The sequence below is a fragment of the Ponticoccus litoralis genome, from assembly GCF_039769985.1.
In the GTDB taxonomy this organism is placed as follows: Bacteria; Pseudomonadota; Alphaproteobacteria; order Rhodobacterales; family Rhodobacteraceae; genus Ponticoccus; species Ponticoccus litoralis.
Window position 1 is genome coordinate 553,601 of the sequence record NZ_JBDNCH010000004.1, and the last position, 23,021, is coordinate 576,621.

23 protein-coding genes and 1 pseudogene are annotated in these 23,021 nt (G+C 64.8%); 13 read left to right on the forward strand and 11 right to left on the reverse strand.

Going from position 1 to position 23,021, the window contains the following annotated elements:
• Positions 1–37: 37 nt before the first annotated feature.
• The 11 genes from ABFB10_RS23340 to ABFB10_RS23390 all read right to left on the reverse strand — a co-directional run bounded on the left by ABFB10_RS23340 (position 38) and on the right by ABFB10_RS23390 (position 9,300).
• Positions 38–718: a dihydroorotase gene (locus tag ABFB10_RS23340; RefSeq protein ID WP_347168572.1), complete on the reverse strand. Its 681-nt coding sequence runs from the start codon at positions 716–718 to the stop codon at positions 38–40.
• A complete protein-coding gene (locus tag ABFB10_RS24500) occupies positions 715–1,419 on the reverse strand; it encodes a hypothetical protein (protein ID WP_488175605.1) in 705 nt (234 codons plus the stop codon). Before ABFB10_RS24500 ends, ABFB10_RS23340 begins: the two co-directional genes overlap by 4 nt.
• Positions 1,416–1,700 carry a hypothetical protein gene (locus ABFB10_RS23350; RefSeq protein ID WP_347168574.1) on the reverse strand — a complete coding sequence of 95 codons (285 nt, stop codon included), beginning with the start codon at positions 1,698–1,700 and terminating at the stop codon, positions 1,416–1,418. Before ABFB10_RS23350 ends, ABFB10_RS24500 begins: the two co-directional genes overlap by 4 nt.
• Positions 1,697–2,848 (reverse strand): hypothetical protein, encoded by a 1,152-nt coding sequence (locus tag ABFB10_RS23355; RefSeq protein ID WP_347168575.1) that lies wholly within the window; start codon positions 2,846–2,848, stop codon positions 1,697–1,699. Before ABFB10_RS23355 ends, ABFB10_RS23350 begins: the two co-directional genes overlap by 4 nt.
• Entirely contained in the window at positions 2,845–3,609 is a 765-nt protein-coding gene (locus tag ABFB10_RS23360; RefSeq protein ID WP_347168576.1) for a pyridoxal phosphate-dependent aminotransferase, read from the reverse strand. The genes ABFB10_RS23355 and ABFB10_RS23360 overlap by 4 nt, the downstream gene beginning before the upstream one ends.
• Positions 3,590–4,036, reverse strand: a complete 447-nt coding sequence (locus tag ABFB10_RS23365; RefSeq protein WP_347168577.1) for an aminotransferase class I/II-fold pyridoxal phosphate-dependent enzyme — start codon at positions 4,034–4,036, stop codon at positions 3,590–3,592. The genes ABFB10_RS23360 and ABFB10_RS23365 overlap by 20 nt, the downstream gene beginning before the upstream one ends.
• Complete coding sequence (locus ABFB10_RS23370) at positions 4,036–5,136, reverse strand: metal-dependent hydrolase family protein (protein WP_347168578.1); 1,101 nt, start codon at positions 5,134–5,136, stop codon at positions 4,036–4,038. The genes ABFB10_RS23365 and ABFB10_RS23370 overlap by 1 nt, the downstream gene beginning before the upstream one ends.
• 161 nt (positions 5,137–5,297) lie before the next feature.
• Positions 5,298–6,464 carry a M24 family metallopeptidase gene (locus ABFB10_RS23375; protein ID WP_347168579.1) on the reverse strand — a complete coding sequence of 389 codons (1,167 nt, stop codon included), beginning with the start codon at positions 6,462–6,464 and terminating at the stop codon, positions 5,298–5,300.
• Positions 6,461–7,552: an Ldh family oxidoreductase gene (locus ABFB10_RS23380; protein ID WP_347168580.1), complete on the reverse strand. Its 1,092-nt coding sequence runs from the start codon at positions 7,550–7,552 to the stop codon at positions 6,461–6,463. Before ABFB10_RS23380 ends, ABFB10_RS23375 begins: the two co-directional genes overlap by 4 nt.
• Complete coding sequence (locus ABFB10_RS23385; protein ID WP_347168581.1) at positions 7,552–8,415, reverse strand: DUF4438 domain-containing protein; 864 nt, start codon at positions 8,413–8,415, stop codon at positions 7,552–7,554. Before ABFB10_RS23385 ends, ABFB10_RS23380 begins: the two co-directional genes overlap by 1 nt.
• An 18-nt stretch (positions 8,416–8,433) precedes the next feature.
• Positions 8,434–9,300: a DUF4438 domain-containing protein gene (locus ABFB10_RS23390; RefSeq protein WP_347168582.1), complete on the reverse strand. Its 867-nt coding sequence runs from the start codon at positions 9,298–9,300 to the stop codon at positions 8,434–8,436.
• A gap of 297 nt (positions 9,301–9,597) precedes the next feature.
• Here ABFB10_RS23390 and ABFB10_RS23395 point away from each other — a divergent pair.
• From ABFB10_RS23395 to ABFB10_RS23455, 13 genes and pseudogenes are all read left to right on the forward strand, one after another.
• A pseudogene (locus tag ABFB10_RS23395) lies at positions 9,598–11,038 on the forward strand (carboxypeptidase M32).
• 41 nt (positions 11,039–11,079) lie between these two features.
• Complete coding sequence (locus ABFB10_RS23400) at positions 11,080–12,285, forward strand: pyridoxal phosphate-dependent aminotransferase (protein WP_347168583.1); 1,206 nt, start codon at positions 11,080–11,082, stop codon at positions 12,283–12,285.
• A gap of 85 nt (positions 12,286–12,370) precedes the next feature.
• The gene (locus ABFB10_RS23405) at positions 12,371–12,799 is read left to right on the forward strand and encodes a VOC family protein (RefSeq protein WP_347168584.1); all 429 of its coding nucleotides are present in this window, start codon (positions 12,371–12,373) and stop codon (positions 12,797–12,799) included.
• Positions 12,796–13,794, forward strand: coding sequence for a succinylglutamate desuccinylase/aspartoacylase family protein (locus tag ABFB10_RS23410; RefSeq protein ID WP_347168585.1), 999 nt, complete (start codon positions 12,796–12,798; stop codon positions 13,792–13,794). Before ABFB10_RS23405 ends, ABFB10_RS23410 begins: the two co-directional genes overlap by 4 nt.
• A 341-nt stretch (positions 13,795–14,135) precedes the next feature.
• Positions 14,136–14,720: a polysaccharide deacetylase family protein gene (locus ABFB10_RS23415; RefSeq protein ID WP_347168586.1), complete on the forward strand. Its 585-nt coding sequence runs from the start codon at positions 14,136–14,138 to the stop codon at positions 14,718–14,720.
• Positions 14,717–15,307 (forward strand): ureidoglycolate lyase, encoded by a 591-nt coding sequence (locus tag ABFB10_RS23420; protein WP_347168587.1) that lies wholly within the window; start codon positions 14,717–14,719, stop codon positions 15,305–15,307. Before ABFB10_RS23415 ends, ABFB10_RS23420 begins: the two co-directional genes overlap by 4 nt.
• Positions 15,243–16,142 carry a dihydrodipicolinate synthase family protein gene (locus tag ABFB10_RS23425; RefSeq protein ID WP_347168588.1) on the forward strand — a complete coding sequence of 300 codons (900 nt, stop codon included), beginning with the start codon at positions 15,243–15,245 and terminating at the stop codon, positions 16,140–16,142. Before ABFB10_RS23420 ends, ABFB10_RS23425 begins: the two co-directional genes overlap by 65 nt.
• Positions 16,143–16,161: 19 nt before the next feature.
• Positions 16,162–17,088: an NAD-dependent epimerase/dehydratase family protein gene (locus tag ABFB10_RS23430; protein WP_347168589.1), complete on the forward strand. Its 927-nt coding sequence runs from the start codon at positions 16,162–16,164 to the stop codon at positions 17,086–17,088.
• On the forward strand, positions 17,085–18,251 hold the full coding sequence (locus tag ABFB10_RS23435; RefSeq protein ID WP_347168590.1) for a Gfo/Idh/MocA family protein: 1,167 nt from the start codon (positions 17,085–17,087) through the stop codon (positions 18,249–18,251). Before ABFB10_RS23430 ends, ABFB10_RS23435 begins: the two co-directional genes overlap by 4 nt.
• Positions 18,203–19,759 carry an ABC transporter substrate-binding protein gene (locus ABFB10_RS23440; protein WP_347168591.1) on the forward strand — a complete coding sequence of 519 codons (1,557 nt, stop codon included), beginning with the start codon at positions 18,203–18,205 and terminating at the stop codon, positions 19,757–19,759. Before ABFB10_RS23435 ends, ABFB10_RS23440 begins: the two co-directional genes overlap by 49 nt.
• A 64-nt stretch (positions 19,760–19,823) precedes the next feature.
• The gene (locus ABFB10_RS23445) at positions 19,824–20,906 is read left to right on the forward strand and encodes a Gfo/Idh/MocA family protein (RefSeq protein ID WP_347168592.1); all 1,083 of its coding nucleotides are present in this window, start codon (positions 19,824–19,826) and stop codon (positions 20,904–20,906) included.
• Positions 20,903–21,637, forward strand: a complete 735-nt coding sequence (locus ABFB10_RS23450) for an SDR family NAD(P)-dependent oxidoreductase (protein WP_347168593.1) — start codon at positions 20,903–20,905, stop codon at positions 21,635–21,637. The genes ABFB10_RS23445 and ABFB10_RS23450 overlap by 4 nt, the downstream gene beginning before the upstream one ends.
• On the forward strand, positions 21,634–23,001 hold the full coding sequence (locus tag ABFB10_RS23455; RefSeq protein WP_347168594.1) for a M20/M25/M40 family metallo-hydrolase: 1,368 nt from the start codon (positions 21,634–21,636) through the stop codon (positions 22,999–23,001). Before ABFB10_RS23450 ends, ABFB10_RS23455 begins: the two co-directional genes overlap by 4 nt.
• Positions 23,002–23,021: the final 20 nt, after the last annotated feature.

The window sequence follows — 23,021 nt, forward strand, 5'->3', positions numbered from 1 at the left end:
GTATCGCCGCCCGGATATGGCCCGCGCGGCGACCTGTTCAGCCCGGGACGACGAATTGTCCGCCGCCCGGTTTGCCTGTGACCGTGCCGTCGGCATAGACCGTGCGGCCCGCCAGAAGGGTGCGCCGCAGCTTGCCCCGAAAGCGCCGCCCCTCCCACAGGTGGGCCACGTCGCGCGCGTGGCTGACGAGCGATCCGAGAGACACCTCTGTCGTGCCTTTCAGGTCCACCAGCGCGACATCCGCATCCGCGCCGGGAAGAAGGCTGCCCTTCGCGGGGAACAGCCCGTAGCGCCGCGCGCCATTGGCGCAAATCAGGTCATGCGCCCGTTTCAGATCCATCCGCCCCGCCGCGACGGCATCCAGCATCGCGGGCAGGATCGTCTCGATCCCGGGCGAGCCCGGCGGGGCGGCAAAGAAGTCCCCCTCGGCGGCCTGCTTCTCGGCTTGGGCGAAGGGCGCGTGATCGGTGGTCACGTAGTCGATGATCCCGTCCGCAATCGCCTGCCACAGGGCCTCCTGGTCGGCCTGCGTGCGGATGGGCGGGTTGACCTTTGCATAGACGCCCGCACGGTCCACATCCTTTTCGGTCGCGAAGAGGTATTGCGGACAGGTCTCTGCCGTGAAGTCCGACGTACCGGCAAAGGCGCGCAGCACGGCCACGGTTTCGGCGCTGGTGACATGGGCGATGTGCAGCCCGGCCCGGGCGGTGATGTTCATCGCCAGCAGTTTCGCGACCGCGACACTTTCGCAGACCGCGGGTCGTGCCCGGTTGTGGGTATAGCCGCTGCCCGGATCGAGCTCCGCGCGCGCCTGTGCCTCGAAATGTCCCAGGAGGTCGGCGCTTTCGGCATGAACCACCAAAGGACGCCCGGTCCCGGCCAGAAGGCACAGGGCGCGATACTGATCGTCCTCATGCGGGAAGGCCAGCCCGTCGAATTCGTCGCCCCGGCCCGGCGGGGCGGGTGTGGTGAAGATCTTGAAGGCGACCGCCCCCTGTTCCAGAAACCGGTCACGGGTGGTCGGGGCAAGATCGCCCGGCGCGGCGTAGAGGGCGAAATCGACAACCGCGTTTTCCGCGAAATGCTTGCGGCGCCGGTCGAATTCCTCGGGGTCGAACAGCAGGGCTTGGAGATTGGCATTTCGAACAGGGTGGTCACGCCGCCGGCGGCGGCGGCGCGGGTCTCTGACTGCACGGTGCCGCGCTCGGGATAGGCCGGTGCGCGTACGTGGAAGTGTATGTCGACAATACCGGGCAGGGCGACCTGCCCGGTGGCGTCGATGGTCTCGTCCGCGTCCGGCGCGGTGCCGGGGGCATAGACCCCCGCCACCTTGCCATTCGCCAACCCCAGGTCGACGCGATGCAGCCCGTCGGGCAAGAGCACCTCTCCGCCCTTGATCACCGTGGCGAGCCGGGTCATTTCAACCCCAGCTCGGTCAGCGCCTGTGCCACACCGTCAAGGTTCGTCAGATGCATCGAGGCGTAGTTCGGCGACAGCACGACACCGTGCCCGCCCGCGCGATAGGTAGCCATGACAGAGCGGTAGGCGATGTCCGGTGTGCATTTCGCCTGATCCTCACGCACGCGCGGTGCGTCGATCCCAAGCCCCATGTAGACTTTCGCCCGTCCATGCACCCCGGTCAGTGCATCCGCGCATTGGCCAAAGACATAGCTGTCCGGGTCCATGCCCTCCTGGATCACCCGGTCCAGGGTGCTTCGCGCAGGCCCAGGATATTGCTCAGGACCGCCGCAGCGGCGACCGGGTCGAAATCGCGCAGGATGGTCTGATGGAAGAAGCCGAACTCCTTGTGCCAGATTTCGCCCGCCTGGTGCTGGTAGGTGATCGGCTTGACCCAGTCCGCGTACATGGTCTGCTCGGCCCATGGCCATTGGGCGCGGCGGAACAGGTTGAAGTGGTTACGGTTCCAGACGTTCAACCCGAAGGGAAGCGACGGTTTGCACCATTTCACCAACCCGTAGAGTTCGCGGTCGAGATCCTTGTTCCGCTCCAGCCAGAAGCGTTCCCATATCAGGATTTCCGGGTTTTCCATCAGGACCCGCAGGAAGGTGATGAACGCACCGTCGTCGAACTCTTCGCCCGCGATGGCGGCCTGCATGAACTCGTACATCTTGATAAGACCGCGGCGGCAGGCCTCCACGTCGATCCCCCGGCGCAGGGCTTCGGCGCGGGACGCTTCGGAAAAGTCACCTGGCGCCTGACCCTGTATGAGCTGATCGAGAGGCGAGTTGCGTTCGTTGCACCACATCAGCCCGTCGATGTCGTAGCGCCGGACCTGGTCCTCGATCATCGAATGCATCCAGGTCCGGTAGTCGGGGTTCGATGTCGAGGGTTCGTCCTTGCGGCGCCCGAACACATCGACCTCCATCACCTGAGCGAGGTTCGGGATGTCGATGGAATTGACCGAGCCATGGCCCGCGTATTTGAAGAAGGGTTCCATCAGTTCGGGATAGACCAGCATTCCCCGCTTCTTCGCCTCCGGGATGACGAGGTCGAGAATGTCGATTCCCCGCATCTCTTCGTCCTTGGCGCGGAAATCCTTGATCAGGGTGTTCTGGTAGTAGCGCGGGTCCGGGTTGAAATAGGCCCCGCCCTGCATGGTGAAGGGCTCCGGCGTCCCGTGGTCCGGCCAGCCGTCGAGCTTGTGGCTGATCGAGCGTCCGGTCTTGAGGCCCAGCCATGATACGGTGCCGAGCATCAGCACGTTCACGCCCACGCGCTCTTTGAGCGTGTCGAGCACCGTCTCGACGCCCTCGTCGATGAAGCTGATCGGGCTGACCTGGATGCCGACGAATTTCTCGGCGGGGTCGGGCTTGTGTCTGGAGGTCATGCGGCACCTTTCTTGCGGGTTTCGATAAAGCCCGCGATGCGCCGCATGGCTTCGCGGATGAGGTCGAGCGGCTGAAGATAGGAAATGCGGATGAAGTCGCTGTCCGGCTCTCCGAACATGTCGCCGGGAAAGACCATCACACCGGTTTCCCGCAGGAGTGCCTCGCAGAAGGGCTTGCCCTTCATGCCGGTCGAGGAAATGTTCGTGTAGACATAGAACGCACCGCCGGGCGCGCCGAAGCTCAGCCCCATCTCGTCCAGAGTCTGCATCAGATAGGCGCGCCGGGTCGAGTAGTCCTCGTACATGCTGTGCATATCGTCCTGCGGCCCGGTCAGCGCCGCAAGCGCCGCGAACTGGCTGACGGTGCAGGTGTTGATCGAAAGCGTGTGCCGTGGCTCGGTCAGCTTGGCGACAAAATCCGCCGGGGCGGCCATGTAGCCGACGCGCCAACCGGTCATCGCATAGGTCTTGGAAAACCCGTTCAGCGTGATCGTGCGCTCTTTCATGCCGGGCAGGGTGGCAATCGAGAGATGCTCGTGCGGGGGGTAGATCAGCTTGGCATAGATCTCGTCCGCCACGATCAGGATGTCATGTTTCACGGCGAGATCGGCAATCTTGCGGATCACGTCGGGCGGCGTCACCGCGCCGGTCGGATTGTTCGGCGAGACCAGCACGAACATCCGCGTCCGGTCCGTTATCCCGGCCTCGATCTCGTCCGGGTTCAGCGCAAAGTCGTCTTTTTCATGGGTCGGCACCGGCACCGGGACGCCGCCACACAGATGAACGGCCAGTGTCGTAGGTGGTGAAGCGGGGGCTGGTGATCAGCACTTCGTCGCCGTCCCGCACGAGACCCAGCATGCACAGCATGATGGATTCCTGCACGCCCGCGGTCACCACGATTTCGTCGGCGGAATAGCCAAGGCCATAGTCCGCCGCGAGCGTGTCGGCGATCGCCTGCCTGAGCTGCGGTAGGCCGGTCGGCCCGGTGTAGTGGTGCTGGTTGTCATCGATCGCGGCCTTCGCGGCCTCGGTGACATGGTGTGGTGTGTGAAAGTCCGGGTCGCCGCGGCCAAGCGCAATCACGTCCTTTAGGTCGGCGGCGATGCCCAGCATTCGGGTGCGAAAAGAGCCGTCTTCTTCGACGATGCGCGGCGCCAGACGGTTTGCCAAAAGCGATTGATCGGTCATCAGTACATCCTCTTGCCGTCGATAAAGGTCATTCCGACACGTTCCAGCGCCGCGAGATCCCGGTCGGGCTGGCCGTCGACAACGATCAGATCGGCGCGTTTTCCGGCCTCCAGCGTGCCAAGATCCTCCCCCAGACCGTTCAGCACGGCGGCCACGGCGGTGATGGCGCGCAGGGCGTCCATGTTGTCGGGGCAGACGCCGACCTCGACCATGAAACCCAGCTCGGGGACGATGCGGTCATGTTCGACGGCGGGGCTGCCTGCATCGGTGCCGAAGACGATGGGAACGCCGGCTTTCGCGGCGCGCACCAGCCCGTCGAAACGCGCCTTGTCCGCGACCGCGCGCTTGCGCTCGGCGATCTTCCATTCCGGTATGCCGAAGCGGCGTGCGATCTCTTCGTTGGCCTGGATCACCAGTGCCGAAAAGGTGGTGACAATCGGCAACTTGCGGTCAAGCAGGATGCCGATCGTCTCGTCGGTCATAGACCCGCCATGCTCGATACAGTCGATGCCGAATTCCGCGACCCGCTTGATGCAATTGTTGTAGGTGGCATGCGCGGTGATCGGCAGGCGGTTGCGATGCGCCTCGTCGATGACGGCATGCAGCTCGTCGTCGGTGAATTCCAGCGTGTCGTGGCAGGCCATGATCTTGATCAGGTCGGCGCCGCGCTTGACCTGGTCGCGCACGGCGCGGCGCATTTCGTCGGCCCCGGACGCTTCCCGGCAGACCCAGTAGGTGTGGCCGCCGGTCTGGATGATGGATTCACCCGAGACCAGCAGGCGCGGCCCCGGGAAGATACCCTGCGCCACGGCCTGCTTGGTGAAAAGGTTGGCGTCGTGAACGCCAAGATCGCGCACCAGGGTGATACCGGCGCGGAGCGACTTGAGCATATTGCCCGCCGCCTTGTAGGCGCGGATTTCCGGGGCGTCGAACATCGATTGCTGCGACAGCTCGTGAATGCCGTCCCAGCTGAGGTGGGCATGGCTGTTCATCAGGCCGGGCATGATCGTCTTGCCGCCGGTGTCGACGACCTCGGACCCGTCCGGCGCGGTTGTGAGGTCGGGACGTCGGCCAACGGCGGCGATCTTGCCCTCTTTCACATGGACAAAGCCGTCCTCGATGATCTCGTCACCGACGGCTGTCAGGATCCGAGCCGTAGAACAGGCGATCCGGTGCCGGTTCGTCGAACATGCGCTTGGTGATTTTCTGGTAGTGCCAGGCGGCTGGTTCGGGCATCTCTCTCTCCCTTGATGCAATCTTGTCAGAGCGCGACGATGCGCGCGTCGATGGGAATCTGGCTCTGGAAGCGCGAGGGAATCTCGACGCCGTCCCTGTCCAGGATCATCGTGTTGATGGTGCGGTAGCCGTCCCGCCCGGGCCGGTAGACGCCGGGCTCGTTTGAAAAGACCATGCCCGGCGCCACGCGGGTTTCGTCCCCCGGGGCGAGCCAGGGCGCTTCATGGCCTTCAAGGCCCATCCCGTGCCCGATGCGATGCCGGATCGCGTCCGTCAGTCCGGCCTTGCGCAACTCGTCCAGCGCGGCTTCGTTGATGCGGGTTCCGGTCTCGCGCGCCGCCAGGGCGGCGGCGCCGGCATCGTTGCAGGCCTTCATGGCGGCCATGATCTGCCGCTGTTCGGCGGTGCTCTCGCCAACGATCAGGGTCGCCCCGCTCTCGGCATGATAGCCTCCCAGATGGCCGCCGATCCCGGCGACAAGCGTCTCTGAGCGTTGCGGCACGCGGTTCAGAACCTGCCCGTGGGGCAGGGCGGCACGCGGCCCGGAATGCACCGATGCCGTGATGCCGAGTGGTGTGCCGGAAAAGGCGTGGCCATGGGTCCGGGCAAGGGCGCTGCGAGCGTGGTCCATGGCATCCGCCATGAGGTCCTGTTCCGTGCCCCCCTGCGAGATGATGTCGCCGGCGCGGTCCAGCAGGCGAAACAGGAAGAGATCCGCAAACCGTGCGGCTTCGCGCGTCAGGGCCAGTTCCTCGGGCGTCTTGATCGCGCGAACCGCCATCGCATGATCGACGAGGTCAATCCGTGTGGCGCGCGCGCGGGCGGGGTCGAGAAGGCGCGCGTCCAGGCGGTCGATGCCGACGGCGCATGACCCGATCTCGTCGAGCATCCACAGGACCGGTTCGGTTTCTCCGGGAAACTCCGCGTAGCAGCGCAGATCGGGGATCGCGGGGATCGCGGCATTCTCGCGTTCCAGCTCGGGCATGAACAGGACCGGCTCTGCCTCGACCGGCAACCAGACGGCCATTGGCCGTTCGTTGGCGGACAGGAACAGCCCCGTGGCATAGGCGATGTTCGGGGCGTGGCAGAGGAGCAGGCCGTCAAGTCCTGCCCCCTGCGCCCGTGCGCGCAACCGGTCCCGCGCCGCTGAATGGAAGGCCCCGTCCAGCGGCCTAAGTTCGGGCGTGGTCACAGCGTGTCACCGGTATAGGGGCCCAGTTCGCGCAGTTCCTGCTTGATGCCAAGCTCTTCGGCCAGCAGCCTCATGTCAGCCAGCACCGCGTCGTCCAGCGGCACGCCGTTCCGGGACTTGGCGGCTACCCGGCGCGCTTCCTGTTCACCGGGTACGAGGATCTCTTCGACGCCGGGACGCCTTGCACGCGATTTCGCCATGTCGACGAATTCGCCCATGCGCCGGGCATAGTCGGCGGGCTCCATGAACCAGCTGATGTCGATGGCCTGGAAGTAATGCGAGACGTCGAGCTTCTGCGGGTCCGAATAGGGGGTCAGGCCAAAACCGCCGCCCGACAGAACGCCGGTCATCGCATCGGACATGAAGGCGAGCCCATACCCCTTGTGTCCGCCGATCGGCAGCAGAGGCCCCATCATGGCCGCCGTGGGATCGTCGGTCTCATGGCCCTCCGGCGTGATGGCCCAGTCGAGGGGCATCTTCTTGCCCTCGCGCTCGTGCCATTTCATCATGCCCTTGCCCGCCGTGGTCAGCGCGATGTCGAGCACGACCGGAAACCCCTTGTCGGAAGGCGCGGCGATCGACCACGGATTGGTCCCCGTCACCCCTTCGCGCCCGCCATGGGGGGCCATCTCCGGCCCGGCGTTTGTAAAGGCCATGCCGATGCAATCGTGCTCCAGCGCCTGACAGGCGTGAACGGCGCTCGATCCGTAATGTGTCGAGTTGCGCACGATCACGGTGCCGATCCCGTTGGCTTTCGCCTTGTCGATGGCCAGCCGCATGGCCTTGGCCGCGGCCACGGTGCCGATCCCGTTATGGGCATCGACGATGGCCAGCGCCGGGCCTTCCTTCACCACCGACCAACCGGCGCGGGGATTGACCTCTCCGTTGCCGATGCGCTGCTGGTAGCGGCGCAGACGCATCACGCCCTGACCCTGACCGGGGTGAAAGCGCAGCTCTGAAAAGACAAGCGCATCGGCGAAGATCCCGGCATCCTCCTTCGTCAGCCCCAGGGCGACAAAGCCCTCGGCGACGAAGGCGCGCAGGTCCTCCTTGTTCACGTTCGTCATGGGAATACGTCGATCGTCCATCAGGCCGTCAGCTCCAGCAGGGTTGCGATGTTTGTCTCGGGGGCATGGAAGGCGCCAAGCTGGCCTGCGGGTGCCGTCATCACCACGGTCATGCCGGGGCCGTAGCCCGCGCGGGGTCCGTCGGTCTGACCGACGATGCCGATGCTCATGGCGCCGCGCAGGTAGCCGTGATTGTAGCGGCTGTCGGTATCGGCGATTGCCACGACGTCACCCAGCCGCAGCGCGTCCAGGCCGTGTTTCGCCAGTTCCGCGCGATCGGTCGACTGCATGTGCAGCGATCCACCTTCCGAGGTGAGGCCCGCCCCGGCGCCGACCATGTGCGGGGGCACGGTCGCGACGACGCCGATTTTCAGCACCCCGTCCTCGACTTTCTTGGGCAGCGCATCGAACAGCGCGGGAGCGATCGACTTGATGGCCACCTCGGGGTGATCGGGCAGGGCAAGACCGACACCCTCGGCACGCACGACGATCAGGTCATCCACGGCCATCTTGCGCCGGGTCTCATCGTCGAAATGCACGATGACCTGGTCCGAAAAGCGCCCCGACTTGCCGGTGACGACGCCCTGCGCGCCGCGGGCGGCTCCGCTTGCGACCGTGGCCCGGTTGCCGACGCAGGCAAAGACGTTGAGGCCGCGGTTCTTGTTGCCGTCGGGATGCGCGATGCTGACCGATGGATGGATGCAGTCGCCGGTCCAGCCAAAGGCGCTGTCGCCGACCGAGACATTGTAGACGATGCCGCCGAACGTGGGCCAGAGGAAGGGCCGGCCTTCCGAGGTCAGGCGATAGGGTTCGGCGGGCAGGGCGCCCATCGAGGGGTTGGCCGCGCGGCCGGATACGGACACGGCGACGACGTCGAGCCGCATTGGTCTTGATGGTCATTCTCAGTCTCCCAGTCCGAGTTGGCAGGCGATGTTGGCGTTCGGGTCGATGCTGAAATCGATGCAGCCGTCAGGGGCGGACATCAGGGTCAGGATGCCCGGACCGTGCCCGGTCATGATCGAGTCGCCGTGGATGCACAGACAGATGGACACCGCGCCTTCGCGATAGCTGCGGCCCCAGTGGTGATCGGCGTGGCGAATGGCGATCACGTCACCCAGCCGCATCTGATCGATGCCGAGTTCGGCCATCAGCGCGCGATCTCCGGACATCAGGTCCTGATCGACATATTCCGAGTTCAGCTCGGCGCCCGAGCCCATGATGCGGATCGGAAGCTCCATCGCGACCGGCACGTGCAGCCGTCCGCCCGCCGTCTCGGTGATGCCCATGGCATGCAGCAGGCGCGGGCTCATCTTTTTCAGCGCCACCTGCGGATAGTCGAGCAGCGCCAGCCCCTGTCCGTGCGAGGTGATCTGGATGCGGTCGCCCTCGGCCAGAAGCTCGTGCGTCGCGTCGTCGAACTGCACGAGGATCCGGGCATGTTCCCCGATCACGATGCCTTTCGCGCCGGTTGCGAGGCCCGAGGTGACGACGGCGTCATTGCCGATGCAGTTGAGATAATGCAGCGCGAAATGGCGGCCCTGATCGGCCTCCATGTCGATGGAGACGCCCGGCTCGACGTGATCGCCCGCCCATCCGAACGCGCGGTCGCCGCACCGTACATTGTAGGTCACGCCGAACATGCCGGGCAGCACGGTCGCCTTTCCGTCAGGCCATGGAATGTACTGGCCGGGCCTTACAGAGGGTGTCGTGACCGCCCCCGTAATCGCCATCTCGACCAAGGTCGATTCGTTGGTTTTCAGGCTCTTCATTTTCGCGTGCGTCCTCCTTGCAGGCATGTGGCTCGGGTTTTTGTGTTGACTTATCGCTGATCAATTGCCACCAGTAGATTGTCGACATTGATAACCTGATGGGATACATGAGCAGGGCAGATAGTCAAGCGTCGGGGTCGGAAGTCGCGTTTCGCGGCGACGAAAACCGGAAAATCGAACGAAAATAACGAGGGAAATCAAAGCACCATGAGCTACGCCGATCTGATCGAAGTAAACGGACGGGTGAACGACTTTCTGAATGCCGGGTCCATCCTGTCCTGGGATGCGCGCACCATGATGCCCAAGTCCGGTGGCGAAACCCGGGCCAAGCAGATGGCGACGCTCGCTGTGGCGGCCCGCGACCTGCTTTGTTCCGATGAAATGAAACGCGCGCTCGACGGGGCGGAGAAGGAGGTCGCGGGCAAGGCGCCTGACGCTCCGGAAGTCAGGGCCGTCGCGGTACGTGCGCGAGGCCATCGACTACCACGAGCGCATTCCGTCCGCGCTTCTGAGTCGGAAGACGGAAATGGGCGCAGCCAATCATCACGTCTGGGCCGAGGCGCGGGCGACCGCTGATTTTTCGCGCTTTGCGCCGGCGCTGACGCAAATGGTCGAGATCAACCGCGAGATCGCCGAGGCGATCGGCTACGAAGACCATCCCTACGATGCGCTGATGTACCGGTTCGAACCGGGGACAACCACGACACAACTGAAGACGCTGTTCGGTCGACTGCGGGAGGGTATGCTGCCGCTCGTGCGCCAGATTGCCGAGGCCGAGCAGCCGCGGTCCGATTTCCTGGCCCGCACGTACCCTGTCGAGGACCAGATGGCCGTCGCGCTGAAGATGGCCGAGCGGATCGGCTACGACACGGCGCGCGGGCGCCTGGACACCACGATGCACCCGTTCGAGATTTCCTTCACGCGAAACGACGTGCGGATCACCACGCGCGTGAACCCGGAATACATGCCCATGTCCCTGTTCGGCGCCCTGCACGAGGCCGGTCATGCCATGTATGAACAAGGCGTCGATCCGGCCTATACGCGGACACCGCTGGCGACGGACCTGATCGGGCTCTATGCGGTGGGCGGTGTCAGCTTTGGCGCGCATGAATCCCAGTCGCGCCTCTGGGAGAACCACGTCGGACGCTCGCGCGCCTTCTGGCGCAACCATTTCCCGGACCTCCAGAAGGCCTATCCCGGAACGCTGGACGACGTGACGGATGAAGAATTCTACCGTGCCGTCAACCGTTCGCAGCCGAGCTTCATCCGTGTCGAGTCGGACGAGCTGACCTATGATTTCCACATCATGGTGCGCGTCGAACTGGAAAGCCGCCTTGTCGAGGGAAGTCTGGAGGTCAAGGATCTTCCCGAGGCCTGGAACGCCGCGATGAAGGAGTACCTCGGGGTCGATGTGCCCGACGATGCCAAGGGCGTCCTGCAGGACGTGCACTGGTCGTCGGGCCAGATCGGGACGTTCTGCAACTACACGATCGGCAACATCATGGCGGCCCAGCTCTTCGAGACGGCCAAGGAACAGAAGCCGGGGATCGGGGCCGCGCTCGATGCCGCCGATTATGCACCGCTTCGTGACTGGCTGACCGAGAATATCGCCAGCCATGGCCGTCGCTTCACGCGGGACGAGCTGTTGCAAAAGGCCACGGGCCGCACGCTCGACCCGGAGCCCTATCTTCGCCACCTCACCGCGAAGTTCAGCGAAATCTACGCGTTGGCGGCCTGAGGCCGCCCTGACGACATGCCTTTTGGGAGGGAACCTGAACAATGAGTATCGACTACGCCGCCAGACTGGCCGACCGCGTGAAACTGACCGAGGAGCACCTGATCACGCGGATGCTCAACATCGCGGACGGCCTCGATGATGTCATCAAGATGGGGCGCGGCGATCCCGATCTCGACACGCCCGCTCATATCATCAAGGCAGGTCAGGAGGCGCTTGCCAATGGCGCCACCCATTACACGCATCCGCAGGGCATCCAGCCGCTCCGCGAGGCCATCGCCCGGAACATCCGGGACTACGGTGGCGCCGCCTATGACCCGGACGAGATCATGGTCACGCCGGGCGGGCAGCACGGCATGTTCGTGATCGCTCTGGCGCTGCTGAACCCCGGAGACGAGATCATCGTGCCCTGTCCGGGATACAACCCTTACAGTCAGGCTGCCGAGATGACCGACGCCGGGGTCGTCAAGGTCCCGATGGGTATGGAGACGAACTTCACGCTCACCGCCGACATGATCCGGCCACATATCACCGACCGCTCGAAGATCCTCGTGCTGATCAACCCGAACAACCCGACAGGCACGGTCACGCCGGTCGAAGAGGTCCGCAAGATCGCGAAACTGGCGCAGGAGCACGATCTGATCGTCATCTCGGACGAGATTTATTCGCGGCTGACCTTCGGCAATCACAAGGTGCTGCCGGTGGCCTCTATCCCGGGCATGCGCGAGCGCACCATCACCCTGTCGGGGTTTTCCAAGGCCTATGCAATGACCGGCTGGCGGATCGGCTACCTGGCGGCGCCGCGCGAACTCATTACGCCGATGTCGGAAATCAACCACGCCTTTGCGATCTCGACCGCCGCCGTCAGCCAGCATGCCGCGCTTGCCGCCGCGTCCGGGCCGCAGGATTGCGTCGAGGAGATGCGCCGCATCTACGATGAACGCCGCCGCGCCATCTGCGAAGGCCTCGATGCCGTCGGCATGCGCTACGCGGAACCGCAGGGCGGTTTCTATGTCTACGCGGACGTGGCCAGCCTGGGGCTGGGGATCACCGCCGGCATCTTCTGCGAACGGCTTTTGGCCGACGGCAAGGTGATGATGTACCCGGGCACGATCTACGGCGATCACACCGACGATTTCGTCCGCATGTCCATGACACAGCCGGCGGACCGTATCCGCGTGGCCATGACGCGCATCGGTGAGGTCGTGGCCGCCATCCGTGCGGAACGCGCCGCACCCGCGGATGCCTGACAAGAAGAGGAGGAGACAGAAATGAACGTAAAATCCGACAATCCCAACGTGAAGGGCATCAAGCACATGGCCTTCGCCGTCAGCAATGTCGAACAGACCCTGCAGTCCTATTCGAAGTACCTGCACGTTCCGGTACGATACCGAGATCACGCATTTCCCCAAGTCGGGCAACAAGGTCGCGCTCTTTTATCTGGGTGGGATCGAGTACCAGCTTTGCCAGTCGACAGAGGCGGACGGGCGGTTCGCCTCCTGGATCAAGGAGCGTGGCGCCGAGGGGCTGCATCACATCTGCTACGAGGTCGACGACATCGACAAGGCGCTGTCACATGCGCAGGCACAGGGCGCAACGCTGCGCGAGTGCAAGGCCTGCAAGAAGACCGGAAGCCACGCCCATCCCGAAGGCTGGGTCGCCTTTCTGGACAACGATGCCGGGGGCATCGAGATCGAATTCATGCAGGTCTACACGCCCGAACAGCTGGCGACCTACGAACGTTCGGGGGCAGAAGCAGTATGAGCACGCAGGAAAATCAGGTGCTGAGCGTCGGCTCGGCCAGTGCCAAACCCGGCGAGATAGTGCGCGGCTATATTCCGGCCGGCGATCTGGCCGGCGGTGTGAAGGTCGAGATTCCGGTTGTCGTCATCAACGGCGCGAAACCCGGGCGTGTCTTCTGGGTCAACGGCGCGATCCACGGCGACGAGCCGGAAGGCCCGCGCGCCTGCCAGCTGGCGATGGAGCGGATCGACCCGGCAGAACTCAGCGGTGCGGTCGTTCTGGTTCCCGTGGTGAACCCGCTGGCTTTCTCGGCGGCAGAGCGGGGCAATCCGCTGGACACCTTCACCTATGACATGAACCGGATCTATCCGGGCAAGCCCGGCGGCTATTTTTCGGACCGGGTCGCGCATGCGCATTGGCAGGCCATGAAGGATGTGGCCGACCTCGAGATCTCGATCCACTCCGGCGGCGCGCATTCCTTTCTCGACAAGGCGATTTTCGTCGACGAGTCGCCCGAGGCGGTGGAGCTGGCCAAGGCCATGGGCGATGGCTGGGGCTGCATCATGTCGAACTTCAATCCGTCGGGAAGCCCGATGGCGGCGCTGCGCGCCGAGGGTCGGACCGGCATCACCGTGGAGCTGGGTGGCCGCTCGGCCACATCGCCCGAGCGTTTCCGCTATGTGGCCGATGAGCTGGCCAAATCGATCCTGAATATTCTCTACCACTACAAGATGCTGGACGGCACCGCCGTCTATCCCGACCCGTGCTGGAAAGGTGTTCAAGAGGCGCTTCTGGCCCCTGCTTCGGGGATTTTCCTGCCTGAAGAGGGCGTCGATTTCCTGACGATGATGAAGAAGGGCGCCCGGATCGCCCGGATCGTGAACGTTTTCGGCGACGAGGTGGGCGAGCTGAAGGCGCCGGCAGACGGCATGTTCTTCGGACTTCGCGCGCTGCCCAATGTCAACACCGGCGACTGGTGCTGCTTCTTCTGCAAGGTGGAGGGTCCGCGTGACTGACGCGAAGGGGCATATGGCGCATGAGCGCGATTTTCTGGGTTACGGCGCTGCGCCGCCGAAGCTCAGATGGCCCAACGGCGCGGGTCTCGCGCTGAATTTCGTGCTCAACGTGGAAGAAGGTTCGGAATACTCCATCGGAGACGGCGATCCGGCGTCGGAATCCGCGTTGCTGGAGGTGCGGGCCACGCGCGTGCCCGAGGGCGACCGCGATCTCGCTGCGGAAAGCATGTATGAATACGGCCATCGTGTCGGGATCTGGCGGATCTTCGACCTGTTCCGCAGCCGTGGGGTGCCTCTGACGATCTTCGCCAGCGCCGTTGCCACTGGAGCGCTGCGCCCCCGTGGCCCAGGCCATCGCAGAAAGCGAATGGGACATCTGCGCCCATGGCTGGCGTTGGATCGAGCATTACAAGCTCGATCCCGAGACCGAGACCGACCATATCGCGAAGGCGCATGCGAGTATTCTGGCCAGCACCGGCAAGGCCCCGCAGGGCTGGTACTGCCGCTATGCCCCGTCAGAGCGGACGCGCGAACTGGTGGCCGGGCACGGGGGCTATCTGTATGACAGCGACGCCTACAACGACGACCTGCCCTATTGGACAGAGGTCGCGGGCAAGGCGCATCTGGTCATGCCCTACACGATGGTCAACAACGACGCGAAGTTCCTGGCGGGGGATGTGTTTTCGTCGAAGGATTTCTCGGACTTCCTGATTGACGGGTTCGAGGTTCTGGCCGCGGAAGCGGACCGGGTGCCGCGCATGATGTCGATCGGTTTGCATTCGCGGATCATCGGCCATCCCGGACGGGTCGCGGCATTGGTCCGGTTCCTCGATCACCTCAAGGATCGCGACGACGTCTGGATCTGCCGCCGCGAGGACATCGCCCGGCACTGGATGGCGGAACAACCGTTCAGGGCCGGCGCATGACCGGCCCCGACATAACGACCGGGCAGAAGGTGACGCTGATTGCGGCGGACGCCACGGTCTTCGCCCCCTATGGCCGCTTTGTGACGGCGCCCGATGTCGCGGGGACCCGGCTGTTCTATTCCGAATGCCTGCACGAAGGCCCCAAGGGTGCAGCGCCCGTTCTTCATACCAATTGCGTCCCGCAGGCGCAGCTGCCGCTGCGCTGCACCCGGATCGAGCGGCACCCCCATGCGGCACAGTGCTTTCTGCCGCTCGATGTGTCGCGCTACGTGGTTCTCGTGATGCCTTCGGATGTCCGCGGCGCACCGATGACAGAGGCGGCAATCGGGATGGTCCTCCCGGGGGATCGCGGCGTGATCTTCCATCGCAACGTCTGGCACATGGGGGCAAGCGTACTGGACCGGACCGGTCATTTCGCCGTCCTGATGCGGCGCGGCGGCACGCAGCCAGACGACGAGTTCCGCGACATTCCCCCCTTCTTCTGCAATGACGCGCGCGCCGCGCGCCGACGAAAGGCCTACCATGACCCGGACGATCGAGCTTTACGTTCCCGCGATCACACCCTTCACCCAAGACCTTTCGGTTGATACGGGGCGATTTGTCGACCATTGTCAGGCGCTTCTGGCAGCGGGCGCACACGGCCTTGCCCCTTTCGGGACAACCAGCGAGGCCGCCTCCCTGACACTGGCGGAACGCATGACCGCGCTCGAGGCGCTGATCGCCGCCGGGATAGACCCGGTTCGGCTGATCCCCGGCACGGGCTGTCCCGCCGTCGGCGACTGCGTCACGCTTTCGAAACACGCAACCGAACTGGGCTGTCGCGGCACGCTGGTCCTGCCGCCGTTCTATTACAAGAATGTGCCCGAGGATGGCGCTTTCGATGCCTATGCCCGCATGATCGACGCCGTGGCGGATGACCGGCTGCGGGTCTATCTCTATCACATCCCGCAGATGAGCGGGGTACCCATCACCCTTGGCCTCATCGAGCGGCTGATGACGGCCTTTCCGGGGATCATCGCCGGGCTGAAGGACAGTTCCGGCGACTGGGAGAACACCCGCGCCGTTATCGACGCCTTCCCCGACCTTGCCACCTATTCGGCGTCAGAGTCGCTTATCCCCCGCAATGCGGCCGGGGGCGGGGCGGGGTGCATCAGCGCCAGCGCCAATGTGAACCCTGCGGGCATCCGCCGCCTGATCGACGCGCTTGGTACGGAGTCCGAGGCCGCCTGCCACGAACAGGTCTCTGCGGTACGGACAATCTTCGAAGGCCTGCCCCTCATCCCCGCGATCAAGGCGGCGGTGGCGGCGCAAAGGGATGACGTCGGCTTTGCCACGGTCCGGCCTCCCTTCGTGGCCATGGCCGATGCCCATCAGGCCAAGATAAAAAAGGCGGTCATCGCCGCCGGACCGCAGGGCGCCTGATGCGGGGCAGGGCGGGGACATGACCAGCGGACCGGTGATCATAACGGGAGCGGGCGGTTTCGTCTGTTCCGGCCTTGCGCTGGGATGCGCGGAAGCCGGGCATGAGGTGATCGCCATCGACCGGGCTTTCGACGGCCCGCCCGGACATGCGGGCATTCGCCAGATCAGGGCCGATCTGGCCGCCGGTCTGGAGGGCCTTGACCTTCCTCGGCCCGGCGCGGTTATTCACGGCGCGGCGCTCACGGCAGAGCCCGAGGCCCTCGGGGTCTCGGTCGCCGGACACCTCAGGGCCAATCTCTCGCTGCATCTGGGCTGTCTCGACTGGGCAAGGTCCGCTGGCGCTGACCGTTTCCTGTTTCTCAGCTCGATGGGTGTTTTCGCGCCTTCGGACGGGCAGGGGCAGGCGGCGCTGACCGAAGTGGATTCTACCCGGGGAACCGGACCCTACCGGACCGCGAAGAAGACCGGCGAAGCCATCACCGCCGCCGCCGCCGAAAGCGGGTTCGCCACGCTGTCGCTGCGGCTTGGCAACGTCTTTGGCCCGGGCGAACGGATGCGCCCCTCGCGGCCCCGGCTGAGTCTGGTCGGCAGGATGATTGCGCAGGGTCGCTCGGACGGGGGCAGGATCAGCCCGGGCTCGGGTCGGAACTTGCGGGAGTGGATGTGGCTGCCCGACCTCGCCGCCGGGATTGCGGACCTGCTGGACCAGATGCCCACCCCGGGCGGCGTGCTGCACGCAGGCACACCACCGGTGCTCTCGGATTGCGATCTGGCGCAACAGGTCGCCACCCGGATACCGGGCGCCATGGTGGATACCGACGGCCCGGCGGGGCCGCCATCGCGGCCGCCCATGGCCAGCGCGCGGACTACGGTGCTCGGCGATATCGACTGGACACCGATCGGCGACGCGCTCGACCGGCTGCTTGCCACGGGGGGCAAGGCATGACCCGCCCTGTCCGGCTGATCGTGGTGGGGCTGGGAGCGCGGGCCCGCATCTGGCTGTCGGTGATCGACGCACGAGAGGACGTGATCCTCGCCGGGCTTGTCGATCCGTCGGAGGATGCCCGGAAAAATGCGGCACAGCGATACCCGAACCTGCCCGTCTCGAATGATCTGGCCGCGCTGGTGGCCACGGTCAAGGCCGATGCCGTGCTTCTGGTCACGCCGCCGGGCGGACGCGAGACGCAGATCGAGGCCGCGATTGCATCGGGGCTGCATATCATCGCGGAAAAGCCGCTCGCTGACAGCGTTGTACTGGCGGAACGCTATGTTGCGGCGGCAGAGGCGGCGGGGCTGCACCTGATCGTCGGTCTGAACTTTCGCTACCTTCCGGTGACAATCGCGCTGCGCGACCTGCTGGCATCCGGTCGGATCGGCAAAGCCGCCTTCGCCCGCTTCACCTATGAGCGCTGGCGGGACGGCACCCTGCCGCGGCTGAACAAGTACCCGTTGACGATGGATCAGCCGATGCTGTGGGAGCAGTCGATCCACCACTTCGACCTGATGCGTTTTGTCTACGCGCAAGAGCCGGTGCGGATCTATGCCCGCACCTTCAACCCCGAGTGGTCCATGTATCGCGGTGACGCGAATGTTTCGGCCCTGATCGAATTCGACCAGGGCATGATCGTGAACTACCAGGGCACCTGGCAGGGCGGCGTCGACCGGCTGGATTTCGAATGGCGCACGGATTGCTCGGACGGGGTTGCGCTGCAACGCGAGATGTTCGGCGACCTCGTGGCCGCCACACGGACAGAGCCCGAGTATTCGACCGTGCCGCTTGCACCGCTGGAGCCATGGATCACCGATGCGACGGCACTGCTTGCAATGATCGCGAACGCGCTGCACGGTACCGTGCGGCCCCCGAATGCACCGGTCGCGACCACCTCCTGTCCCTCCGGATGCTGGATGCCTGCATCCGGTCGTCCGAGACGGGTCAACCCGTCACCCTGGGGGACCCGGGGTCGTGACCATGCAGAAAGGAACCCGACAGGAAGATATCGCTCCCGATCTGTCCGGGCCCCGGCGGCCCGTGTGCTCTCTGCCAAGAACCGAGGGATATCATGCGCCGTTTTGAACTTCTCGCTACCTGCGCCTCGTTGCTTGCGCTGACCGCAACCGTTCAGGCCCAGACAATTCCCGACGACACGCTCGTCGTCGGTCTCAGCGCGGATGCCAGTACCTTCGAGCCGGCAGAGATCCGTTCTCTGGACAACGCCAATATTGCCGAGATGATCTACACCTCCCTGACCCGGATCGGGGACGACGGAGAGATCCTGCCCCGGCTCGCCACCTCCTGGGAGGTGTCGGAGGATGGCCGAACCTGGACCTACAGGATCCTGCCTGACCAGACCTGCGCCGATAACGAGCCGCTGACCGCCGATGACGTTGCCTATTCATGGAACCGCGCGGCGGACCCGGCCAAGGCTTTCGCCGGAAACACCCTCGGCTTCGTATATACCTCGATGGGTTTCGAGCGGGCCGAGGCGCTGGACGACACCACCGTCACGATCCATATCCGCGAGCGGAACCCGATGGCGCTCGGGTTCCGCTCGCAGGTCTTCCTGCATTGTCGTGACAGCTTCGAAGCGATGACAGGGGACGAAATCGCCCGGTCGCCCGTTGCGTCCGGGCCCTACAGGCTTGCCGAATGGAGCCCGGGTTCGGAGCTGGTGCTGGAGCGTTGGCGGGAAGGCCCCGGCCATTTCGACCGCATCCGCTTTCGCGTGATCCCCGAAGCCTCGACCCGGATTGCCGAACTTCTGGCGGGCAACGTGGACATCATCACCAACGTCCTGCCCGACCAGAGCGACATGATCAACGCCAGCGGCATCGCCGAGGTTCAGGCGGTCCAGGGGTTGCGCCGCATGTACATCGGCTTCAACCAAAGTCCCGAATTCGACGGGATCTCTGGTACGGCGATCCGTGATCCGGACGTGCGGCGGGCATTGCAATATGCCGTCGATGTCCCGCTGATTTGCAGTCACCTTCTGAATTTTGACTGTAAGCGGGCCACTGGGATCGTGAACCCGCCGAACGATCACCCCGATCTCGACCCTTATCCCTACGATCCGGCATTGGCCGAGAAACTCCTGGACGAGGCCGGATATCCGCGCGGCGAGGACGGTGTCCGCTTCGACATCGTGTTGCAGGCTCCGCGCGGGAGGTATCTGAACGATGCCAACGTGGCGCTTGCCGTCGGGGCTTTCCTCGATGACGTCGGCGTGGCGACCGAGGTCGAACTGATGGAATGGTCTTCGGTCTATGTCCCGCTGATCCGCCAGCATCGGGCCGGGCCGCTGTTCTTTCTCGGGTCCGGTGGCGCGCTGTGGAGCCCGCTATACGACATGGCCGCGCTGGCGACTGTGGACTCCGGTCCGAACTATACGAACTGGGCCGACCCGCGCTGGTTCGAGCGCTGGCCGGACCTGATGAACGCCGCCACGCCCGAGGATCAGCGGGCCATCATCAACCAGATGCTCGAAGTCTTCTACGAAGACGGTCCGTGGCTGCACATGTACTACCAGCCGGACTTTTACGGCGTGGGACAGCGTGTCGACTGGACCGCCCGGCGCGACGAAAGGCTTGGCCTCTGGGACGCGCGCCTCGCATCCGACTGAGCGCCCATATGGTTCCTTCCATGCCCTGGGCGGAACCCGAACAACCAATGAGAGAGGACAAATCATGATCAGGACCGGCATTATCGGCGCCAGTTTCGCCCGCGACGCCTATCTTCCCGCCCTTGCCCATATCGAGGGCGCGCAGGCCGTTGCCCTCGCCTCGGGCCGGATGGAAAGCGCGCGGGCAGCCGCCGCGGCGCACGGGATCGGCGCCGTCTACGACGACTGGGAAAAGATGCTGGCAGAGCAGGATCTTGACCTTGTCTGTATCGCGACCCCGACGGTGCTTCACGCGCCGATGGTCAAGGCGGCGATCGCGCGCGGAGCCCATGTGCTCTGCGAAAAACCCACGGCCATGAACGCGGGCGAGGCCCGGGATATGCTGGGTGCGGCGCGGGCGGCAGGGCGGCTGCACATGATCGACCACGAACTGCGCTTCAACCCGAACCGCATGCGCGTGGCCGAGGCGATCGCCCAGGGCGATCTTGGGGAAATCAGGCACGTCAACATCACGAATATCGGCGCCTCCTGGAATGACCCGGCATCGCGGCCCGAGGGCGACTGGTGGTCCGATGCCGCGCAGGGCGGCGGTCGTTTGGGCGCAAACGGCAGCCATCAGGTCGACATGTTGCGCTGGTGGCTGGGTGAGCCTGCTGCCGTTGTGGGGCAGGCGCTGACCGTGGTCCCGGATCGCCGCTGCAAGCACACCGGCGACCGCTGGACGGCAACCGCGGACGACCTGTCGCATTTCACGCTGGAGATGCGCTGCGGCGCGCTGGCCAATGTTTTCATGTCCGGTGTTGCGGCTGCCAACATGGGCAATGAAACGCAGGTTTTCGGTTCCAAGGGCACGATCACCCTGTCGAATTCCGACGAACGCCTCTACTTCGCCAAGGGCACCGGTTCCTTCGAGGAGATCACGGTCGACGATCCCGACGCCCGCCTTGCGGGGCTGAACAAGGGCATCTGGAACGTCTCGGTTCTGGGCGCCTTGCGCGAACTGACCGCGGCCATCGCCCAAGAGCGCGAACTGTCGCGCGGTGCGACCTTCGTGGACGGGCTGCGCAACCAGATGGTGCTCGACGCGGTTGTCGCCTCGACGACCTCGCGCGCCTGGGTGGATCTGGACATGGACAGTGCGACGTGAAGGTTCCACCGATTTCCGACCAGCGTGTCTGTATCACCGGCGCGGCACAGGGTTTGGGTGCTGCAATCGCCCGCGCCTTTGCCGCGCGCGGGGCCGAACTTGTCCTGATGGATATCGACGTTCACGGCCTCGCGGCGCTGAATGCCGCGCTTGGCGGAACCGCAACGGTGATTCCGGCGGACCTCTCCGACGCCACGGCCTGCCGACAGGCGATAGGGCGCATGAAGGCTGCGGGCGGGCCGGTTGACACCCTGATCCACAACGCCGCAATCCTTCGGCCCGAACCGTTCGATCAGGTCAGCCTGGACACCTATTTCGCCACCGTGAATGTCGGGCTACAGGCGGGGTTCCTTCTGGCGCAGGCGGTCTGGTCGGGCATGAAGGCACGGGGCGGCGGAGCGCTGGTCTTTGTGTCGTCGCAGTCGGGCATCAAGGGGTTTGCGGACGAAACCGCCTATTGCGCGGCGAAACACGGGCTTGAGGGGCTGTCCAAATGCCTGGCGCTGGAAGGCGCCGATCATGGCATCCTGTCCTGCACGATCACGCCGGGACAGGCGATGCAAACCCCCATGTCCGAACAGAATTACCCGCCGGAACTGAAGGCCCGGTGGGTCGACCCTGCAGCCCTTGCGCCGGCTTTCCTGACCATCGCGGAAACCCGTTCTCCGGCGTTCAACGGTCAGCGCCTGAACGCCTGGGACCTGTCGAACCGGAAGGAGACCACGCAATGACCCGCGCCATGCAAGAGATTTACGACTACATCGACGCCCATGCCGACGAGTTCGTGGCGGACCTCCAGAGCTTCGTGCGACAGCCCTCCATTTCCGCGCAGGATATCGGATTGCAGGACTGCGCCGAGCTGCTGCGGGACATGATGCATCGCGATGGTCTGCCCGCCGACCTGCATGCGCTGCCAGAGGGGCCGCCCGTTGTATTCGGCGAGGTCAAGAGCAGGAGTTCGGCCAAGTCGCTCTTGTGCTACTCGCATTACGACGTGCAGCCGCCCGAGCCGATCGAGGCCTGGACTCATGGCGGCCCGTGGTCCGCCGAGATCGTCGACGGCGTGCTCTACGGGCGCGGCGCCACCGACAACAAGAGCGGTGTGCTGGCCTTCAACAAGGCGGCCAAGGCGTTCCCGGCGGTGCGCGGCGACGTGCCCGTCACGCTGAAGCTTCTGATCGAGGGCGAAGAGGAAATCGGCAGCCCCAACCTTGGGCCGTGGTCGGAACGCAACAAGGACATGCTGGCCGCCGACGGGATGCATTGCCTTGACGGGTCGCTGGAGATCGGGGCCGATGTCCCGGATGTCTCCCTTGGGCTGAAATCCATCCTCTTCGTCGAACTGGTGGCGCGCGGGCCGCGGACCGACGTGCACTCCCTGAATTTCCCTCTGGTGCCGAACCCGGTCTGGGATCTGATCCACTGTCTGGGGACGATCATGGACCGCGACAGGAATATCCTGATCCCCGACTGGGCCGAGGGCATCTATGTCCCCGACGAGGACCACGAAGGGTTCCTGCGCGACAAGGCATCCCGCATCGACTTCGACCTGCTGCGCGAGGAAATGGGTGTCGACTCATTCGTGCTGGGCCGCGACGGTGTCGATGCTCTGCGCGCCCGAACCTATGAGCCGACGGCGAACATTCAGGGGATCGAGGCAGGATACATGGGCAAGGGTACCAAGACCATCGTGCCCGCCGAGGCACGGGTGCGGCTCGACTTCCGTCTGATCCCGAATATCAGCCCGATCAAGGCCGCAGAAAAGCTGCGGGCGCATATCAAGGCGCAGGGCTTCGACACTATCGAGGTCAATACCTTCGAGCGGGCCGAAGAGCCCTACAAGATCTCCGCCAAGGAGGACATCGCGGGCTCGATCATCGCCGCCGCGCAGGAAGTCTATGGCGAGCCGCCCATCGTCAACGGTGTCTCGGCGGAAGGGGCGGTCCTGCGCCACGTCTGGATACCCTGCGTGCTGACGGGCTTTGCGAACCCCGGCTGCAACCTTCATGCCCCCGACGAGAACATTCACGTCGACAAATACATCAAGGGCATCAAGTACGCCGCCGCCATCATGGAACATTTCGGACGCACCTGAGCGCGCCAGAAGGAGCCTGA

Bases quoted from the DNA above. Each gene is read 5' to 3' on its own strand.
- ABFB10_RS23445 (WP_347168592.1), top strand. From the start codon at position 19,824: ATGATCAGGACCGGCATTATCGGCGCCAGTTTCGCCCGCGACGCCTAT.
- ABFB10_RS23435 (WP_347168590.1), top strand. From the start codon at position 17,085: ATGACCCGCCCTGTCCGGCTGATCGTGGTGGGGCTGGGAGCGCGGGCC.
- ABFB10_RS23455 (WP_347168594.1), top strand. From the start codon at position 21,634: ATGACCCGCGCCATGCAAGAGATTTACGACTACATCGACGCCCATGCC.
- ABFB10_RS23340 (WP_347168572.1), bottom strand. From the start codon at position 718: ATGAACATCACCGCCCGGGCCGGGCTGCACATCGCCCATGTCACCAGC.
- ABFB10_RS23365 (WP_347168577.1), bottom strand. From the start codon at position 4,036: ATGACCGATCAATCGCTTTTGGCAAACCGTCTGGCGCCGCGCATCGTC.
- ABFB10_RS23440 (WP_347168591.1), top strand. From the start codon at position 18,203: ATGCGCCGTTTTGAACTTCTCGCTACCTGCGCCTCGTTGCTTGCGCTG.
- ABFB10_RS23385 (WP_347168581.1), bottom strand. From the start codon at position 8,415: ATGCGGCTCGACGTCGTCGCCGTGTCCGTATCCGGCCGCGCGGCCAAC.
- ABFB10_RS23430 (WP_347168589.1), top strand. From the start codon at position 16,162: ATGACCAGCGGACCGGTGATCATAACGGGAGCGGGCGGTTTCGTCTGT.
- ABFB10_RS23420 (WP_347168587.1), top strand. From the start codon at position 14,717: ATGACCGGCCCCGACATAACGACCGGGCAGAAGGTGACGCTGATTGCG.
- ABFB10_RS23425 (WP_347168588.1), top strand. From the start codon at position 15,243: ATGACCCGGACGATCGAGCTTTACGTTCCCGCGATCACACCCTTCACC.
- ABFB10_RS23380 (WP_347168580.1), bottom strand. From the start codon at position 7,552: ATGGACGATCGACGTATTCCCATGACGAACGTGAACAAGGAGGACCTG.
- ABFB10_RS23410 (WP_347168585.1), top strand. From the start codon at position 12,796: ATGAGCACGCAGGAAAATCAGGTGCTGAGCGTCGGCTCGGCCAGTGCC.
- ABFB10_RS24500 (WP_488175605.1), bottom strand. From the start codon at position 1,419: ATGACCCGGCTCGCCACGGTGATCAAGGGCGGAGAGGTGCTCTTGCCC.
- ABFB10_RS23390 (WP_347168582.1), bottom strand. From the start codon at position 9,300: ATGAAGAGCCTGAAAACCAACGAATCGACCTTGGTCGAGATGGCGATT.
- ABFB10_RS23355 (WP_347168575.1), bottom strand. From the start codon at position 2,848: ATGACCTCCAGACACAAGCCCGACCCCGCCGAGAAATTCGTCGGCATC.
- ABFB10_RS23405 (WP_347168584.1), top strand. From the start codon at position 12,371: ATGTCGAACAGACCCTGCAGTCCTATTCGAAGTACCTGCACGTTCCGG.
- ABFB10_RS23400 (WP_347168583.1), top strand. From the start codon at position 11,080: ATGAGTATCGACTACGCCGCCAGACTGGCCGACCGCGTGAAACTGACC.